The 20,283-nt window shown below is 40.1% G+C and carries 6 protein-coding genes; all 6 read right to left on the bottom strand.

Annotation, left to right across the window (positions count from 1 at the left end):
* Positions 1-13 precede the first annotated feature (13 nt).
* Positions 14-1,393 carry a cytochrome P450 gene (locus V7L01_RS10120; RefSeq protein WP_335034315.1) on the bottom strand — a complete coding sequence of 460 codons (1,380 nt, stop codon included), beginning with the start codon at positions 1,391-1,393 and terminating at the stop codon, positions 14-16.
* Positions 1,394-1,398: 5 nt separating this feature from the next.
* Positions 1,399-5,505: a non-ribosomal peptide synthetase gene (locus V7L01_RS10115; RefSeq protein WP_335034313.1), complete on the bottom strand. Its 4,107-nt coding sequence runs from the start codon at positions 5,503-5,505 to the stop codon at positions 1,399-1,401.
* Positions 5,506-5,610: 105 nt separating this feature from the next.
* Positions 5,611-10,257 carry a type I polyketide synthase gene (locus V7L01_RS10110; protein WP_335034311.1) on the bottom strand — a complete coding sequence of 1,549 codons (4,647 nt, stop codon included), beginning with the start codon at positions 10,255-10,257 and terminating at the stop codon, positions 5,611-5,613.
* 28 nt (positions 10,258-10,285) lie between these two features.
* The gene (locus tag V7L01_RS10105) at positions 10,286-14,944 is read right to left on the bottom strand and encodes a type I polyketide synthase (RefSeq protein WP_335034309.1); all 4,659 of its coding nucleotides are present in this window, start codon (positions 14,942-14,944) and stop codon (positions 10,286-10,288) included.
* A gap of 43 nt (positions 14,945-14,987) precedes the next feature.
* A complete protein-coding gene (locus V7L01_RS10100) occupies positions 14,988-16,661 on the bottom strand; it encodes an aminotransferase class V-fold PLP-dependent enzyme (protein ID WP_335034307.1) in 1,674 nt (557 codons plus the stop codon).
* A 123-nt stretch (positions 16,662-16,784) separates the two neighbouring features.
* On the bottom strand, positions 16,785-20,252 hold the full coding sequence (locus V7L01_RS10095) for a non-ribosomal peptide synthetase (RefSeq protein ID WP_335034305.1): 3,468 nt from the start codon (positions 20,250-20,252) through the stop codon (positions 16,785-16,787).
* Between the last annotated feature and the right edge of the window lie 31 nt (positions 20,253-20,283).

Raw genomic sequence — 20,283 nt, 5'->3', positions numbered from 1 at the left:
TTATCGATAGCTATTAAATTGAACCAACAAACAACGGCTGCGACTGTCCTTGATGCTGACGACGACCATGCATGAACATTTTCACCCCACTAGCTGGGTAACAAATCAGACCCCCAAATTGTGGTTTTTCTGGTCGCTTGTCAACTAGCGCTAATTGATAGCGTGAAAGAATTGTCGCCAGTACAAGTTTCATTTCAAACAAAGCAAAAGCCCCACCAATACAATTACGCGCACCGCCGCCAAAGGGCAGAAATTCATAGGGGGAAAATTGTTTTTCGAGAAAACGCTCTGGCTGAAATTGCTTTGGTTGCGGATATAAATCTTCACGCTGATGCGTCAAATAAATATTACCAATTAGTACTGTACCCGGACTCAATTCATAGCCCATTACCTCAATTGGTGACTCTACCAATCGGGGAAATGTAAATAACTGGGTTGGGTAAATTCGCAAAGCCTCGTTACAAACGGCACTAAGGTAGGGCAATGCTACAATACTCATGGGATCTGGATCTTCACCAAGGCTATCAAGTTCTTCAAGCAGTCGCTCGCGAACTACAGGTAAACGGTGAATCCAGTATAAAGACCAAGCGATCGCAGTTGCTGAAGCATCCTGAGCTGCAAATATGGGCGATAGTAGCAGATCGCGCACCTCTTCATCGCTTAATAGTTCACCTGTTTCATCACGAGCAAAGATCAGATCCGAGAGGATATCCTTGCCTGAAGCATCTGCTTTTTGGCGACGTTCTTGGACTTGAGCGTAGAGTAATTGGAAAATTTCCTCTCGCAGGTGCAGACGGTATCCCCACGGACTCCACCGACCTAAATCTTTTTGCCCAAAGGGTAATTTCGTGGCAAGTTTAAAAAGACGAGATTGCGATTGTTTGTTTACAGTAGTAAATAGATGGTTAATTTTCTCATAGTGCTCTCCCCCATCTAAGCCCAAGACGACCTCTACACCCACCCGCAGGGTGATATCTTCAATAATAGGGTAAGCAAGAAAACGTTTACCAACCACCTGTTGACTCATGATTTTTTTTGTGAGTTCGCAAATACGTCGCCCACAAGCTTGCATCCGCACACCATGAAAGGCAGGCATTAAAAGTTTCCGCCGATGTTTGTGACGTGAGCCATCGAGTTGCAGTACTCCTTGGTTCCCGGTCATAAAGGCAAAACTTCGGTTCAACACACCTCTAGCTGTAATTTCTTTGGTGTTAGTAAAAATCTGCTTTATTCCCAAGGGATTGCTGACGTGTACCGTTGGTGTAGAACCAGACATTATAGCGATCGTGTCGCCATAACGTTGACAAATGGCATCCATATAGCCAAAGGGGTCAGCTTGGAATTGCTGATTCAGCAGCCAACTGGGAGTTTTCGGCCCTGGTGGTAGTTTCATTAGTCTTATTTACTCGCGTTTTCTATACAAAAGTGAGCACGATCGATACAAATTCTCAACTGTCTAGTTAATGCCTGAATATGAGGTTCGACTAACATCGAAAAATGATCTCCTGAAACTTCAAGAACCTGAATAGGTTGGCTGCTAAATTTGCCCCAACCTAGCAAAGGGTCATCAGTATGGAATTCTGGACTTTCAAAATCATGAATAATTTTCTCAGTAGCTCGTAAGAGAGTCAGGGAGTGAGGATAAATCTGCGGGACATAATCTCGCATGGCTTGGACGTGAACTTTGAAAAGTTTGTAATAACTGAGAAAATCCTGGATCTCTGTGTCGTTAAAGATGAAATTTGCTTTTTTATTCACCAAATGAAATTGCTCATCTAGTGGTAAATTTTGCAGTTCCTCAAAAGGAAGAGAAAAATCTATATTATTACTAGTTTTTATCGATTCAGCCATGCGGAGCAAGAATTTGGCATCGTCGTCTTCTCCTGCTTTGATGGTGATTTCTGGCAATATGGCATCGATCACAACTAACAAACCGACAGTTTGACCTTGCCTTTGCAATTGTTGTGCCATTTCAAAAGCAATGACACCACCGTAACAATGACCACCCAAAAAATAAGGGCCATTTGGTTGTACCTGACGAATTTCTTGGAGATAGCGAGCGGCTGTCTCCTCCACTGAAAGAATTTCGGGTTCTTCTTCGCCAGGGACATGTTCTAAACCATAAAAGGGATAGTCTTCACCTAATCTTCGAGACAAGTTGAAGTAGTGACGAATTCCTCCGCCAGCGCCATGCACGCAAAAGAAAGGTGTTCTGGAACCGGAAGCCTGAATTGCGACTAGAGGAGAGTTCGATTTCTCACGGGACGGCTGACTAATAATAGTTGCTAGTTTTTCAATTGTCGGTTTTTCAAAAAGAGTAGATAGGGGAAGATTATGTCCAAATCGGTCGTAAATTTGCGCCATTAAGCGAACAGCTATAAAGGAGTGACCACCGATGTCAAAAAAGTTATCTGTCACCCCAATTGGGTGATTATTCAGGAGATTTTCCCAAATTTTCACCAAAGCCAATTCTGTAAAATTCCGGGGAGCAACCAAAGATTGAGTGGCGTTGGCTCGGATAAGCTCAGTGGTTGGAAGCGATGACTTGTCCACTTTGCCATTGGGTGTCAGGGGTATTGCATCCAATACAACAAAAGCAGCCGGGATCATATAATTCGGCAGCTTCTGTTGTAAGTGAGGCAAGAGTTGTTGCCCTATATCTTGCAGGGGAGTCACTATATATGCAATCAGACGCTTTGAGCCTTGAGCATCATCGTGGGCAATGACAACACATTCTCGCACATCTGGATGTTGGGCGATCGCAGTTGCAATTTCTCCCAGTTCCACTCGGAAGCCACGGATTTTGATTTGGTCATCATGGCGACCTAAATACTCAAGATTGCGATCGTTAAGATAACGTACCAAGTCGCCAGTTTTGTAAAGTTTGCTTTCTGGAATAAAAGGGTTATCGATAAAACGTTCTTGAGTTAATTCCAGACGATGCAAATATCCCCTTGCTAATCCATCACCACCAACATAAAGCTCACCAACAACTCCGACAGGAGTTGGTTTTAAATGACTATCTAGTACATAAACTTGACTATTATCAATCGGGCGACCAATCGGAACGCTAGTTAATTTTTCTGGCAATAAACTGGTGTCGTAGTAAGTGACATTAGCAGAAACTTCCGATGAACCATAAAAGTTGATTAATTTCGCAGATGGCATCAGTGTTCGGAAAGTTTTAGCCAAATCAATAGATAGTGCTTCACCACTGGTTATCCAAAGTTTTAGATGCGATAAATTTTTAATCAAATGACTGTAATTATCTAGAAGTAAGCGCAGTAGTGAGGGTACTAGTACTATACGCGTAACTTTGTTATGTGTCAAAGTTTCTATAAACAATTGTGGATCTTTGACAATTTCATCGGGAATAATTGCAGTCGGAATTCCTTGAAGTAATGGTGCAAAAATCTCCCATACTGAATCTACAAAACTAATAGCTGTTTTCTGGCAACAAACCTCCTCTTTGTTGAAGGGATAAGTTTTCCATAGCCAGTGTAAGCCATTGACTGTACCGCGATGAGTTCCAAGAACACCTTTAGGATTTCCAGTAGAACCAGAAGTATAGATAATATAAGCTAAGTTATCAGCTTTCGATGTGTTAATAGGGTTTTCTTGGCTTTCTTGAATAATTTCGTCTTTATGGATGTCTAGGTAAACAGTTTTGACTAAAGATGTTGGTAGCTTTTCTAATAACTTTTGTTGACTGATTAACAGCGATGCTTGAGAATCAAAAAGCATGAAACCAAGGCGTTCCATTGGATAACTTGGATCGAGGGGAATGTAAGCACCACCAGCTTTGAGAATAGCCAGAATCCCCACAACCATTTCCACAGAACGTTCTAGACAAATGGCAACAATAGTTTCTTGGGTTATGCCCTGTTTTTGTAAATAATGGGCTAGCTGATTAACCCTCTGATTCAGTTGCCCATAAGTTAGTTGTTCTGATTGACTAATTAATGCTAATTCATCAGGTACTAACTTTACTTGTTGCTCAAATAATTGATGTAGAGATGCATTTTGAGGATAATTTGTGTGAGTTTGATTCCACTCGAACAATAGTTGCTTTTGCTCTTTAGGAGTTAATGGTGACAATTCTGAAATCCGCTGCTCTGGATTTGCAACAATACTTTCTAATAAAGTTTGAAAATTACTGATAAATCGGGTAATTGTTACAGAATCAAAAATGTCCGTATTGTACTCCAAAAACCCTGTTAAACCCTGTTGCGATTCGGACATCGATACAAAAATATCCAACTGAGCCGTACCGCTATCGAACTGCAAGGTATGCAAGGTTAAACCAGAAACTTCCTGTACAGATATTGGTGTATTTTGCAGGACAAACATCACTTCATAAAGTGGATTCCGGCTTAAGTCGCGCTCTGGTTGCAATTCTTCTACAAGTTTCTCAAAAGGCAAATCTTGATGTGCATAAGCATTAAGAGTCACCTCGCGGACTCGATGTAAGAATTCACGGAAGCTAGGATTACCACTAAGGTTATTACGCAACACCAAGGTATTGACAAATAAACCCAGCATCCCTTCTAATTCCGTTCGGTTGCGATTAGCAATTGGAGAACCAAGTAAGATGTCTTTTTGATTTGTATAGCAGTACAGTAATGTATTAAATCCTGCTACCAAAGTCATAAATAAAGTCACATCTTCGCGCCGACTGATTTGATTAAGCGCATCTGTTAAGGTTTTAGAAAACGTGAAGTATTGCTTGGCACCAGTAAAAGTAGCAACGGCAGGATGCGGACGATCTGTAGGCAACTGTAGTAAAGGTAATTCGCCGCTTAGTACTTGCTTCCAGTAATTGAATTGGGTTTCCAGTAATTCACCTTGTAAGCGATCGCGCTGCCAAACTGCAAAATCTGCATACTGAATGGGAAGTTCAGGTAAAGGAGACGGCTGATTTGTAGAAAAAGCTGCATACAGCGTCGCCAACTCTTGTAAGAACACACCAACAGACCACCCATCCGTAATAATGTGGTGCATCGTCAAAAGAAAAATGTGTTCTTCCTCACCTAAGCGCAGTAAAGTTGCTCTGACTAAAGACCCTTTAGCTAAATTGAAGGGTTTTTTGCTCTCAATTACTGCAAGTTGTTTAACCTCTCGTTCCCAATCTTTGCCAGATAAATGCTCAAGGTTAATACTTGGTAAGTCCCAATTTAATTCCGGTGCAATCTCCTGCACTGGTTGTCCGTTGACAGTTGTAAAATTTGTGCGCCAGACTTCATGACGCTTGAGAATTTCATTAAGACTTTGCTGGAGTGCTGTTATATTAAGTAATCCCTTTAAATGAAAGGCACTCGAAATGTTGTAGAAGGAACTACCTTGGTAAAGTTGGTCAATAAACCACAATCTTTGTTGGGAGAAAGATAAGGGAATATTGTGGTAGGTTTGATGTCTAGGAATTGTATCACCTTGAAATTTCCCCTTCTTCCATTTTTCTAGTAGGGCTTTTTTTGTAGGTGATAAATTCGAGTATTGTTTATCCATTGTTAATAGTGATTTAATATTTTTTAAGTTGACAGTTATGTTTTTTAATATTCGATTATGCTAAATGTAATTTAACCCTGAGTCGCAGAGAATTATTAAAGTTGATTATGGGATATCATTACCTAAAAGAAGTGCTACTTCTTCTTCTGATAATTCTTCGATTTTCTCGAAGAGAAGTTGCTCGATAATTTCTGCTTGTTTAGCTGGTATCATAGCTTGCAGTAAAAGGTCGCGTAAAGGTAACTCTACAGGAAATTTTGCTCGTAATCGAGAAACTAATTGAGTAGCGATGAGGGAGTCTCCTCCCAATTCATAGAAGTTGTCATAAATACCAATTTCTGTAATTGCCAAAACTCCTTGCCAGATTTCCACTATTTGTTTTTCTAACTCGTTAGTCGGAGCAACATAGGAATTAGTGAGATTAGGTCTAGAATAGCGCGAGGATGAGTCTAATTGATTGGGGAATTTTGCGTTTGTTATCGAGTCATGGTTAAATGTGCGATCGCGAAGCATACGCGAAGCGTATTCACACCTGGTTTTAATATCTAAGGTAGAAACAACAACCTGAGTTCCCTCTGCTAAAGAAAATACCCTTTTAAAGACTTCTATACTTTCTGTTTCGGTGATGGCGAATTCTACCCCAGACGCCTGTGTGAATGTTTTTTGTTCTTGGGCTGCATTCAGTTGCAATTTATCCCAATTGATGATTTTCCAAGGCAAATAGCTAGTTTGGTTATGTTTTTGAGTAAAAGTATCTATTAGTTGGTTAACTCCCGAATATAATGCTAAACCGAATCCTCCTAAAACGGAAGATAAAGAAGAAAAAATCATACAAAAATCTAACTTTTGATTTTCTAATACTTTTTCTAAAATAGTTATTTTATGACGTTGAGTGTCAAGGATTTTTTCTAACTCTGTTTTCTGAATTTCTGGTATTGAGCAAAATATATTTTCGAGTGTTATTCCAATTGAAGAGATTACTCCGTGGATTTGACCAATATTATCTGATGCTAAAACTCGGTACATTTGTTCATAGTTAGTTGGATCTGCACGCATGACCAAAACTTCTGCACCTAATTCTTCTAATGCTAGTATTTTTTGAATTTTTAAGCTTATTTCATCTTTTTGACTGTGAGTTTCAAGCCATTCTAAGTATTTATCCTTTTCAGGGAAAGAAGAATCTTCAATGAATATAAGTTTTGCTTGGAGAGCTTTTGCAAAATACTCAGCCAGCACAACTGCAAAACTTTCTAGTCCACCAGGAAAAAGGTAAACACCTTCTTTTCTCAATATAGTTTTGTCTGCAACTGCTGATATGTGTATTGGATCGATTGTTTGTATCCAACGATAGCGATCGCGATAAGCAACAACCAAATCAGGCGACAAAGCTGTGAACTCATTTATAATTTGGTCTACAATATGACTATCGAAATCTCCTCCTTCTCTCTCTGCGTTCTCAGCGCCTCTGCGGTTCGTTAAGACAAAATCAATACTCCTACAAGTAATATTAGGATATTCTTGAGGAATAACCTTACATAACCCTAATACCGTTGCTTTCTCTGGATCGAGAGTTTCGTTACCGTTAACTTCTTGGATTTGGTTTGATATAAGCCAGATTTGTAAGGGATTGCTAATTTTATGCTTACCAAGGGTTTGAGTTAAAAATAACAAACTTTCAAATTCTAGATATTTACTTAATTGACGAGTTTCAAAAGTATTTAGGCTCCATAAATAAGCAATATTTTGGGGAATTCTACCCAGTACAATCAGTTCTTTAAATAAAACATCATAGTCATCACGGTTTTGCGGATTAATCGTGTATACCCCCTCACGCAATTTGCTAAATTCTTGTCCCTTCTCTACGACAATGACATTTTTCTCATGCTGTTCCAGCCTATTAATTAACTGGGCACCTACTCCACACTCATCAACAAATAGTAGCCATTGCTTATCAAAAGATTCTGCACAAGATAGGGAGGTTAGATGAGGTAGAAAAGAACGTTTCCATGAGGGAATATAAAACCAGTCAGCAATGTCTTGTTTTTTATCTAAAGTTTTAGAGTTGCCACTTAAAGAAGGTGATGGTGATTTAGCATCAATCCAATAACGCTGACGTTCAAAGGGATAAGTAGGCAAAGGCAGACGATGACGTGTTTCGTGAGTGTAGAATCCTGACCAATCTATTTCTACACCAGCCAACCACATCCGACCTAATGTCTGCAACAAAAAGCTTAAATCGGATTGTTGTTCTTTAGCATGGCGCAAACAAGTCAGCACAAGTTGTTTGGCATCAGGTTTGTGCTGGGTTGTTAATGTACTTAACGTCCGTCCCGGCCCCACCTCCAAGAAAACACCTTCAAATTGCTCTAACAATTGCGATATGCCAGCAGAAAATTGCACAGTTTGCCGCAGATGTTGACTCCAGTAGTTAGGACTTGTGGCTTGTTCGTCTGTAATCCAACTACCAGTGACATTGGATATGAAGCGAATCTGCGGCGGGTTGAGTTTGACTTTGTTCGCAAATGAAGTGAATGCTTGCAATATTGGTGCCATCATCAGAGAATGAAACCCATGAGATGTTTGCAACAGGCGGCATTCAATTCCTTGTGATGATAATTGCTTTTGAAATGTGGCGATCGCTTCTACAGTACCAGAAACCACGCACGCAGATGGGCTGTTAATCGCTGCAAGTTCAACTAATGGCTGTGCATCTAAAAGAAATTGCACATCTGTTGCTGGTAATGGAATTGCCAGCATACTCCCTTTGGGCAACTGTTGCATCAGTTGCCCTCTAATTGCCACCACTTCTATTGCATCTTCTAGGGAGAACACACCGGAGATTGTGGCTGCGACATATTCCCCGATGCTGTGACCAATCATCGCTATCGGTTGCACTCCCCATGACATCCACAACTGAGCAAGGGCGTACTCTATAATAAATAGTGCTGGTTGGGTAATTGCTGTTTGTTGCAGTTGTTGTCTAGCAATTTCAATTTCTTGTTCTTTAGGGAAGAGTATCTGGCGGATGTCAAGATTGAGCAATGGTTGGAGAATCTGGGCACAGATATCTACATGTTTGCGAAATGTCGGTTCTACCTCGTACAGTTCTCGTCCCATATCCACATATTGCGCCCCTTGCCCCGAAAACATGAAGATGACGGGCTGTTCTCTATACTCTTGGTGTACAGTAAAAACCCGTTTTTGATCCTGTATTTCCAAGGTGGTTACTGCATCGGTAATGTCTCGACATACCAACATTCGGCGATAGTTAAAAGCCTTGCGACCCACTTGTAGCGTGTGAGCCACATTAGCTAGATTTACATTCAAATGCTGTTTTAAATATGCGACCAGATTTGTAGTTGCAGTTTCTAGTGCCGAACTAGTTTTGGCTGATAATAACAGCACTTGCCAAGGTCTAGATTCTTCAAAATGTTTGATTTCAGGAGCTTCTTCCAGAATGACATGGGCATTAGTTCCACCAAATCCCAAGGAACTAACTCCAGCCCGACGTGGAGTGTCTTTAGTTTTCCATTCGGTAAGTTTAGTATTGACGTAGAAGGGACTGTTAACAAAATCAATCTGAGGATTTGGAACTTCAAAATTTATGCTCGGAGGTATTTGTTTGTATTTCAATGCCAAGACAGCCTTGATGAGACTTGCTACACCAGAGGCTGTATCTAGATGTCCGATATTTGGTTTTACTGAACCGATAGAGCAGAAGCCATTTTTGTTAGTAAAGTTACGAAAAGCCTTGGTTAGAGCAGCAATTTCTACGGGGTCTCCAGTAGCTGTTCCTGTTCCATGAGTTTCTATATACGAGATATCATCAGCATCTATTCCAGCATTTGCTAGAGCCTCTACAACTACTTCTGCTTGACCATCTACACTAGGTGCTGTATAACTAACTTTTAAAGATCCGTCATTGTTGATTGCTGAACCTTTAATAACTGCATAAATGTAGTCTCTATCTGCGATCGCATCTTTTAATCTTTTTAAAACTACAATTCCCACCCCACTGCCAAAAATAGTACCTTGTGCTTTAGCATCAAAAGCCCGACAATGACCATCAGGCGAAAAAATTCCGCCTTCTTGATAAAAATAGCCTGATTTTTGTGGTACTTTGACTGTTACCCCACCTGCTAAAGCAATATCACACTCTTCATCCAGTAGACTTTTGCAGGCTAAATGTACAGCAACTAATGAAGTCGAGCAGTAAGTTTGAATACCGATACTTGGCCCTTTGAGATTTAATTTATATGAAATATTTGTAGTCAAAAAATCTTTATTAAGAGAATATAAATTTGTTAAATTCGTTAAATTATAATTTTGATAAATATTGTGTAAAAAATAAGAGTTTGTGCTTATACCAGCATAAACACCAATCAATCCTTGATAAACTTCTGGGTCATATCCAGCCTTTTCAAGAGCTTCCCAGGCACACTCCATGAAAAGGCGGTGTTGGGGGTCCATCATTTCAGCTTCTTTAGGGCTAAAACCAAAGAATCTAGCATCAAAACTCTCAATATTTTCTAGTACAGGTGCTGCTTTAACATAATTTGGGTTATTTAAAACAGTCTCTTCAACATTTAAATCTGCTAAATCATCATTGGATAAAAATGAAACAGACTCAACTCCATTTTGTAAATTATGCCAAAAATCATCAATGTTGTCTGCGCCAGGAAACCGACCGGACATGGCCACTAATGCTATGTCCAAATCTATGTTTTGTTCAAATTTTGTATTGATAGCCATATTATTTACTAAATTAATTTAGATTATTTTATTGTTCTAGATTATTTTGTAGTTTTCTCTCCCTTCTTTTTTGCCCACGATTTAGCCTTTGTTCAAAAGCATTTTTCTGAGATTCTTCAGAGAATAAAGTTTTAGACATAGAGTATATATTCGGACATTCATAAAGTTTGGTTACAGAAATATTTAAATCAAATGCCTTATTCAGATGAGAAATAACTTGAATACCGATAAGTGAATCACCACCCAATTCAAAGAAATTATCATGTATTCCTATGCGTTCAATTCCCAAAATTGGTTGCCAAATGTCTACAAGCTTTTTCTCGATTTTATTGCTAGGTGCAACATAATCATTACTCAAATCTGGCCGTGGATGTTTTGAATTTGATTCACTGACAGTTTCTAACAATTCTAATACACGTGTTTTGTGATGGGAACTGTCCTGTTCGAGTGAATTGAGAAAGTCAGACGGGGATACTACAACTTGGGGTATTGTACTTGCTAAAATACGTGTTAATGCATCAATACCCTCATCAGGTAATATTCCTTGTTTAAGATTTTCTGTACGCAATTCTTGGATTTGTTGTGATACTACTGTATTTACAGCCATCCCAACTTCTTGCCAAGCGCCCCAGTTTATACTTGTGATTAATCTGCCATCTTTTGAAGTATTACATTGAGCAAAGGCATCAAGAAAAGCATTCGCTCCACAATAATCTACCTGTCCAAACCCTCCTAAAATTGAATTCATGGATGATGCTAGAATAAAGAAATCCAATTGGATATCTTTAACAAGAGAATCAAGAATTAATGTACCTTTAACTTTGGGTGCTAAAACACTTTCAACTTCTTTGTAAGTTTTTCGCTGAATCACACCGCCTCCAGGAACTCCAGCAGTGTGGATAACACCATTTAGCTGACCAAATTTTGAGTGAGTTTGAGCGATCGCATTTTGCATTTGTTCGCTGTTAGTCACATCAGCACTCACCACCAATACTTCAGCACCCAACTCTTCCAGTGCTTGCACTTTCTGAATCTTGCGGCTGGTATTGTTATTTTCATCGTGAGTCAGCAACCATTGTTCCCAATCGTCTCGGTTAGGTAAAGCTGAACGTCCTATTAACAAAAGTTTTGCTTGTACAGTTCGAGCCAAGTATTCTGCTATAACAAGTGCAATACCTCCAAGTCCACCTGTAATTAGATAAACTCCCCTTTGCTTTAATCGCGGTTTTCCTATCTTTGCTGCATCAAAGCGCACTGGTTCAAAAGTTTGCACCCAGCGATTAATCCCTCGGTAGGCAATTATTTTGTCAGAGGTGGCAACTGTCAATTCTGTTAGCAATTGTTCTATGAGTTTTTCGGCTTGCCAAGTTTCACTGATAGGAAGAATAATATCAATACTACGACAACTAATATTTGAGTATTCTTGAGAGATAACTTTAATCGGGCCAAGTAAAGTTGCTTTTTCTGGACAAAGTATTTCAGTTCCTGTGACTGGTTGTAGGTTGTTAGAAATGACTGTGATTTGTAATTGTTCGGTAGTTTCCTGTCTTCCTAAAGCTTGGGCAATAAATAACAGACTATAAAATCCAGTTTTTTGAGCTTGTTCAACTTCTTCCAGTTCTAATTTTTTGTCATATATAGGTGTAACACTCCACATATGAACAATATTTTTGGGCAACTTCTGTTGGATTATAAGTTCCTTGATTAAAGCATCATAATTATTTGCTTTTTCCGGATTAAGAATGTATTCATAGTCATTTAACTTTGTGAACTCTGCACCAATTTTTACAGTTATGACATCATGGTTTTGTTGTTCCAGTTGTTTGACTAAGTTGCTACCAAAACCACACTCATCGATAAACACCAAAGTCAAAGATTTTGGAATTGCTAATTCTTCATGTGAGAACTGTACAGGAGGTAAAGATGGTTTCCAGAAAGGGATGTAGAACCAGTCAGCAATATCGGGCTTTTTGCTTGGTGATATTGCAGTAAGTCGATCGTCAATTCCTTGTTTCTTGGGTTCAATCCAATAACGCTGACGTTCAAAGGGATAAGTAGGCAAAGGCAGACGATGATGTGTTTCGTGAGTGTAGAATCCTGACCAATCTATTTCTACACCAGCCAACCACATCCGACCTAATGTCTGCAACAAAAAGCTTAAATCGGATTGTTGTTCTTTAGCATGGCGCAAACAAGTCAGCACAAGTTGTTTGGCATCAGGTTTGTGCTGGGTTGTTAATGTACTTAACGTCCGTCCCGGCCCCACCTCCAAGAAAACACCTTCAAATTGCTCTAACAATTGCGATATGCCAGCAGAAAATTGCACAGTTTGCCGCAGATGTTGACTCCAGTAGTTAGGACTTGTGGCTTGTTCGTCTGTAATCCAACTACCAGTGACATTGGATATGAAGCGAATCTGCGGCGGGTTGAGTTTGACTTTGTTCGCAAATGAAGTGAATGCTTGCAATATTGGTGCCATCATCAGAGAATGAAACCCATGAGATGTTTGCAACAGGCGGCATTCAATTCCTTGTGATGATAATTGCTTTTGAAATGTGGCGATCGCTTCTACAGTACCAGAAACCACGCACGCAGATGGGCTGTTAATCGCTGCAAGTTCAACTAATGGCTGTGCATCTAAAAGAAATTGCACATCTGTTGCTGGTAATGGAATTGCCAGCATACTCCCTTTGGGCAACTGTTGCATCAGTTGCCCTCTAATTGCCACCACTTCTATTGCATCTTCTAGGGAGAACACACCGGAGATTGTGGCTGCGACATATTCCCCGATGCTGTGACCAATCATCGCTATCGGTTGCACTCCCCATGACATCCACAACTGAGCAAGGGCGTACTCTATAATAAATAGTGCTGGTTGGGTAATTGCTGTTTGTTGCAGTTGTTGTCTAGCAATTTCAATTTCTTGTTCTTTAGGGAAGAGTATCTGGCGGATGTCAAGATTGAGCAATGGTTGGAGAATCTGGGCACAGATATCTACATGTTTGCGAAATGTCGGTTCTACCTCGTACAGTTCTCGTCCCATATCCACATATTGCGTCCCTTGCCCCGAAAACATGAAGATGACGGGACGACGATTAGGTTTTTGGTAATGGGTGAAAACTTTTTGTGGATCTAAAGTAGTCAGCGCTTTTACTGCATCATCTAAATCACGACAAACTATCATCCGCCGCTGGTCAAAATCTCGACGACCTACTTGTAGAGTGTAAGCGACATCCGGCAGGATAATATCAGGATGTTGCTGGAAATAAGCAGCAAGATTAGCTGTGGTAGTTTCCAGCGCTGTACTAGTTTTGGCTGAAAGCAGCAACAACTGCCAAGGGCGGGAATCGCTTGCGGGCGCAACAACTGGAGCTTCTTCTAGAACAACATGGGCATTAGTCCCACCAATACCAAAAGAACTGACACCTGCGCGGCGAGGAGTCCCGTTGGTATTCCACTCTGATAACTTAGTATTGACGTAGAAGGGGCTGTTGGCGAAATCTATTTGGGGATTAGGCTGCTGAAAGTGCAAACTAGGGGGTATTTGTTTATCCTTTAGGGCTTGGACAGTTTTGATTAAGCCAGTTACACCAGCAGCTGTATTCAGATGTCCGATGTTGGTTTTTACTGATGCGATCGCACAAAAGCCTTTTTTGTTTGTGCTAGCACGAAAAGCCTGTGTTAGAGCCGCAATCTCGATGGGATCTCCTAACGGAGTTCCAGTCCCATGTGTTTCTATATATGTAATAGTTTCCGGTTCAACTCCAGCTAAGGCCAGCGCCTCTAAAATGACTTCTCTTTGACCTTCAAGACTGGGAGCTGTGTAACCAACCTTGAGAGAGCCATCGTTATTGACAGCCGAACCTTTAATTACCGCATGAATAAAGTCGCGATCGGCTACAGCATCCTCTAGCCGCTTCAGCACTACCACACCTAAACCATTACCGAAAACAGTTCCTTGTGCATCAGCATCAAAAGCTCTACAATGCCCATCAGGAGAATTAATCCCTCCTTGCTGATATTTATATCCGGCTTTTTGTGGCACTTTTATTGCTACACCACCAGCTAGAACAATATCACTTTCGCCATTCAGCAAACTTTGACAAGCCAAATGAACCGCTACCAACGATGTAGAACAGGTAGTTTGCACATTGATGCTTGGCCCTTTAAGATTCAATTTGTAGGAAATTTGTGTAGATAGGTGATCTTTATCATTTCCAATAGAAATTTGAAAATTGTCAACTGATTCTGATAAATTGCGGTGAGAATATAAATTAGATAATAAATAAGTACTGACAGCGACACCACCAAAAAGGCCAATTCGACCACTGTAAGTTTCCGAGTCATAGCCGGCATTTTCTAGAGCTTCCCAAACACATTCTAAGAAAAGACGATGTTGGGGATCTGTAATTTCTACTTCTGTAGGAGTAAAGCCAAAGAATGCAGCATCAAATAATTCTATGTCTTCTATGACACCGCCTGCTTTAACATATTTGGGGTCATTCAACACTGTGGAGTCTATGCCAGCAGATACTAGTTCTTCATTAGTGAAAAAAGAAATAGACTCTACACCATCTCGGATGTTTTGCCAAAACGCATCCACGTTTTTAGCTCCAGGAAAACGCCCTGCCATACCGATAATAGCTATTTCGTCTTGCTCATTTAAACTGTTAAAATTATCTAGCATTTTCTGTCAGCCCTGAATCTAAAAAAACTCCCAATTCAAACCACTAAAACTGGTCTACTTTTTCGTTAAAATCTATACAATTTACTATTGACATTTCGGAAGCAATCTGAATTTGATCGTTTAAAACTGCGTCAATATCTTCTTTAGTCGTGAGTGGATTAGCGATTACTGCACGCAGAGCAATAATTGGAATTTCCCGCTCGAAGCAGATAGTAGTTTTTGTTGTCCGCGAGATAAAAGTTCGACCAATTTGCCGCTGAATCTTCTGGATTTTTTCATTAAATTGACTAATTAGCTGATTATCGGTTTCGGTCAAATTATTTTTAACTACAATATCTCTTAATGACTCTGGAATATAGCGATATATAAGTAAATTAGTATCAGGTTTTGCTAATAACTCAAATTCCGGCATAGTACAAATCCTATCTGCCATATATTGAGTTTTGCGAATTCCTTCATCAATCAAAAATTCATATCCCTTAAGTCCGATCAGATTTAGCCCAGCATGTAAAAATAAAGCCATACCTGGTCGAGAACCTTCCAAAGCACGTTTACCTAAATCAAATGACCCTTTACGCATGGTGTAGGCTGCTTGCTTTTCGATTGCTTTGGCCAGATCGGGATCGCGGAAAAAAACCATCCCAATGCCCATCGGCAGATACATTTGTTTATGTCCATCAATGGTTACTGAATCAGCCCATTCAATACCAGCAAGTTTATGTCGATGTTGTTCAGAAAAAATCAGTGGCCCACCCCAGGCAGCATCTACATGAAAATGAACTTTAGCTGCTTGTGCAATCTCTGCAATCTCCGCGATCGAATCTACTCCACCTGAGTCTGTGGTGCCGGCAACGCCTATAATACCAATAATCAGCAATTTCTGAGCATGACATTTCACAACAGCTTCGCGTAATGCTTGTATGTCAACTTGATTGTTAGAGTTAGTAGGGATTTTAATCAAACCTTGTATACCAATGCCCATCAAATCCGCAGCTTTATCAAAAGAGAAATGCATCAATTCAGAGCCAATAATTACTGCTCCTTTATAGCCGTAGAAATCTAATGCTGCTGTTAAGCCTTCTTTTTCTACGCCACCAAACCCATCTTTTGCTCCCAAAGAATTGTTTCGGGCACACCAGAGGGCTGTAATGTTAGCAGTTGTACCACCAGAAAGCAAGATTCCTAAAGTACTCTGGCTATTTTGAATATGTTGAGCATAGAAATTATCAGAAAAGTTGTAAATCAGTCGATGCATCATTGCTAAAGCCTCTCGTTCACAGAAGCTGAGAGATTTAGCTGTCTCGATTTTAACGGCATTTTGATTCATTGCCGTCATGAGTTTGGCAAGAGGATGTACAAAGCTGGGAAGTGCAGAGGTCATATGACCAATAAATCGAGGCGAAGACGTGTGTATTGAATGATCGATAACGTTGTTAGTTAAGGATTTGAGATAAGTTTGAAAATTAGCAGGTTTAACAGGTATTTTACTATTACAAAAACTATTTAATAAAGAATCTATTTCAATCTCAGTATTGGCATCAATTGTACTTAAGAAGTTTTGGGATATTGTCTCAACTAAACCATCTATATCGTGAAAATTTGCTTTGCCAGATGAAGTAAATAATTCTATTATTTGTTCTTCAATTCCATGTTGCAAAGTTTGCTCGCTTTCAAAAAAATAATTTTGTTTTTGGATATCTTGTTTGCTTATTGTCATTTTTTTTCTTTTGTTTGCTTAGATTATTTTTTTATGGCATTTTTGAGTGATTGCTGTAATTTAGTTTTTTAATCCTTAATGATTAATTGATAAACTTGCTACAGCCTATTCACTTTATTGAAATTAAGTATCTTTTGGCTTTGTTACTGCTCGATATTGTTGTCTGACTTGTTTTCGGCGATGTATGGAAGCTTGCCTACTTTCAGGTCGATGAGAAGGTTCTGCAAGAGACTGTTGTTCACTTGACTGCTGACTAAGATATTGAGCTAGGTAGCTAATGGTTGGATAGTGGAACATTTCAAACAAGGGAAATTCTTGCTGAAATATTTTTTGTAATTTGTTATGAACCTGAACTAAAAGCAATGAATGGCCACCGAGTTCAAAGAAATTGTCATTAATTCCTACGTCCTCGATGTGAAGTACTTCTTGCCAAATATTAGCAATGCTTTGTTCAATCTCCGTTTGGGGTAGCTGATAAGTAGCTGCCAATTCGGGACGTACTTGGTCAGGTAATGGCAAGCCCCGACGATTAATTTTACCATTTGGCAGTAGTGGTAAAGCTTCCAACATCACAAAGGATTTTGGCATCATATAATCAGGCAGTTTCTCTTTTAGCAAGCGATTAAGTTCACTAACGCTGAGTGTTTGCTGTAGATGAGAAACTATATATGCTACTAGTTGCTGGTTTCCGGGTTCATCTTCCCTACATATAACTACGGCTTCTTGCACCCCTGGATGTTGACCGAGTACTGCTTCAATCTCTCCTAATTCAACGCGGAAACCACGAATCTTAACTTGGTCGTCGATTCGTCCTAGAAACTCAATGTTGCCATCGGGGAGATAACGAGCTAAATCCCCAGTCTTGTAAAGGCGAGAGTACTTTGTACACGCTTTGCGATCGCAATTCCAGGATTGGTCTTCTTTCGCATTTGCGAAGGGATTGGCGATAAATCGCTCTTTTGTCATCTCTGGTTGGTTCAAGTAGCCTCTAGCTAGCCCAGCACCACTGATATACAATTCACCAGGCACTCCCATTGGCACAGGTTGTAGATATGGATCTAACACATAGATTTTTGTATTGGCGATCGCACGACCAATAGCAACACGCAAAGGTATTGGCGTTTGCGGCTCAATACAGTAGCAACTAACATCAGCAGCAACTTCTGACGAACCATAAAGATTTAACAAGGTACATGTCGGCAAGTTTTGGCGAAATTGCTGCAACAGTTCAATGGAGAGTGCCTCGCCACTAGTTACCCACAGCTTTAACTTAGGTAATCGTAGCTGTAAATCGCTATACGTATCTAATAATACACGTAGCAATGAAGGCACAACTAGCAACCTTGTCACGTGATTATTAGCAAGAGTGGTGACAAATTCTTTTGGGGCTTTGACGACTCGATCGGGGATAATTACTGTCTTTACTCCTTGGAGTAAGGCTCCAAAAATTTCCCACACTGAATCTACAAAGTTTAAGGATGTTTTCTGGCAACAAATATCTTCAGAGGTAAATGGATAAGTCTGCCACATCCAGTGAAAACGATTAATTGCACCTTGATGGGAACCACAAACTCCTTTGGGTTTGCCAGTCGAACCAGAGGTGTAGATAATATATGCTAGGTCACTCGCTTGTGAGTTAACAATAGGGTTCTCTGGGCTATTCTGGGCAATATTATCCCAGTCAATGTCCAAGCAAACTACTTGTGCTTGATGTTCTGGAAGTTTCTCTACCAAATGTTGTTGAGTCAGGATTATTGGTACTTGAGCATCCTGCAACATGAAAGCTAAACGCTCTTGGGGATAAACTGGGTCAAGGGGTACATACGCACCACCTGCTTTCAAGATACCCAATAGGCCGACGATCGTGTGGAGCGATGCCTTCGGCAACGTCTTCGACGAACGCTCCACACAAATTCCCACCAACACCTCTGTTCCTACACCTAGCTTTTGCAGGTGATGTGCTAGTTGATTTGCTCTAGCGTTGAGTTCTTTGTAGGTTAACTGCTCATTTTCACACACTACTGCTACAGCTTCCGGTGTGCGCTTCACCTGAGTTGCAAACAACTGATGAATACAGGTTTGCGGATATTCAACCTCAGTATTATTCCACTCTACAAGTAATTTGTGTTGCTCAGTTGGCGTTAAGAGCGACAACTCTGAAAGTCTATATTCTGGATGAACGACAATCTCCTCCAGTAAAGTCTGAAAATGTTCCACCATCCACATAATGGTGGCAATATCGAAGAGATCGGTACTATACTCAACTTTTCCGGTTAGTCCTCGTTCTGTTTCCACCAAGTTGAAGCGTAGCTCAAATTTTGCTGTTCCATTGTTAAAAGTCAAGGGACTCACAGTTAGATTTGAAAGCTCCAATGGTTCTACACGTGCCAGTTGCAGATCGAATTTTACTTGCAACAAGGGTACCATTTGAGCTAGATTTCGCTCTGGATTTAGAATATCTACTAGCTTATCAAACGAGAGGTCTTGATGGTCATAAGCCCCCAGAGTTACCTCACGTACCCGATGGAGTAAAGAGCGAAAAGATGGATTTCCAGATAAGTCAGTACGCAACACTAAAGTGTTGATTAAAAAACCAATTAGTCCTTCTGTTTCAACTCGATTCCGGTTAGCAATATCGGTGCCAACAACAATATCACTCTGATTAGTATATTTATGCAGTAAAACTTTAAATACTGCTACTAGTAACATAAACAAAGTTACCCCTTCCTTTGCACTCATGGCTTTGAGTGCATCAGATAGAGTTTTAGATAACTCAAAGGACTGAATAGCACCTTGATAAGTTGGAACAGATGGTCGAGGTCTGTCGGTGGGTAGTTCTAACACAGCAAGATGAGCAAGCTGTTTTTTCCAATAAGCTATTTGGGTTGCTAATACTTCTCCTTGCAGATATTGTTGCTGCCAAATTGCCCAGTCTGCGTACTGAATTGGTAGTTCCGCTAATGGTGAAGGTTGCTCATTAGCAAAAGCCTCATAAAGAACTTTCATTTCCCGCACGAATACCCCATCAGACCAACGATCGGAAATAATGTGATGCATGATTAAAAACAGCACATACTCTGTCTGTGTCAACTTGAGGAGAGTTATCCGCAATAATGGCTTAGTGAGGTCAAAGGGTTGCTGAACTTGTACACTAGCTAGTCTTTGAACTTCTTCTTGTTGATTAGGTGCTCCCTGAAGATCGATTATTGGTAATATAATCGGCTGGCTGGAAGCAATTACCTGAATTGGTTGTCCTTGGGAATTGGTAATAAAAGTTGTTCTTAAGCTTTCATGGCGTCTGACAATTTCAGTAAACACTTTTTCTAAGAGTGCCACATTCAGCTGACCTTTAAGGCTCAAGGCACTCATCCCATTATAAGCACTATTATCAGGGTTTAATTGCTGAAAAAACCATAGTCGCTGTTGAGCAAAGGACAAAGGCAACTCATTATAATCTTTTCTTTTAGATATTTCGATTTTAGATATCTCTGGATTTGTTAGAGGACTCAAACCTCTCTGCTTGAGCCGCTTCTCAAGTACTACTCTTTGTTCGGGAGAAAGAGCAGCAAGTTGTTGATAAAAATTACCCATTAGTACATATCCACAATAACTAATACTAAAA

It is taken from the genome of Nostoc sp. (assembly GCF_036917095.1).
Classification (GTDB): domain Bacteria; phylum Cyanobacteriota; class Cyanobacteriia; order Cyanobacteriales; family Nostocaceae; genus Nostoc.
The sequence above is the reverse complement of the archived record's forward strand: the minus strand, read 5'-3'. Positions and strand labels throughout refer to the sequence as shown.

Excerpts from the sequence above, each read along its gene's own strand:
- V7L01_RS10120 (WP_335034315.1), bottom strand. The coding sequence starts at position 1,393 with ATGAAACTACCACCAGGGCCGAAAACTCCCAGTTGGCTGCTGAATCAG.
- V7L01_RS10115 (WP_335034313.1), bottom strand. The coding sequence starts at position 5,505 with ATGGATAAACAATACTCGAATTTATCACCTACAAAAAAAGCCCTACTA.
- V7L01_RS10110 (WP_335034311.1), bottom strand. The coding sequence starts at position 10,257 with ATGGCTATCAATACAAAATTTGAACAAAACATAGATTTGGACATAGCA.
- V7L01_RS10105 (WP_335034309.1), bottom strand. The coding sequence starts at position 14,944 with ATGCTAGATAATTTTAACAGTTTAAATGAGCAAGACGAAATAGCTATT.
- V7L01_RS10100 (WP_335034307.1), bottom strand. The coding sequence starts at position 16,661 with ATGACAATAAGCAAACAAGATATCCAAAAACAAAATTATTTTTTTGAA.
- V7L01_RS10095 (WP_335034305.1), bottom strand. The coding sequence starts at position 20,252 with ATGGGTAATTTTTATCAACAACTTGCTGCTCTTTCTCCCGAACAAAGA.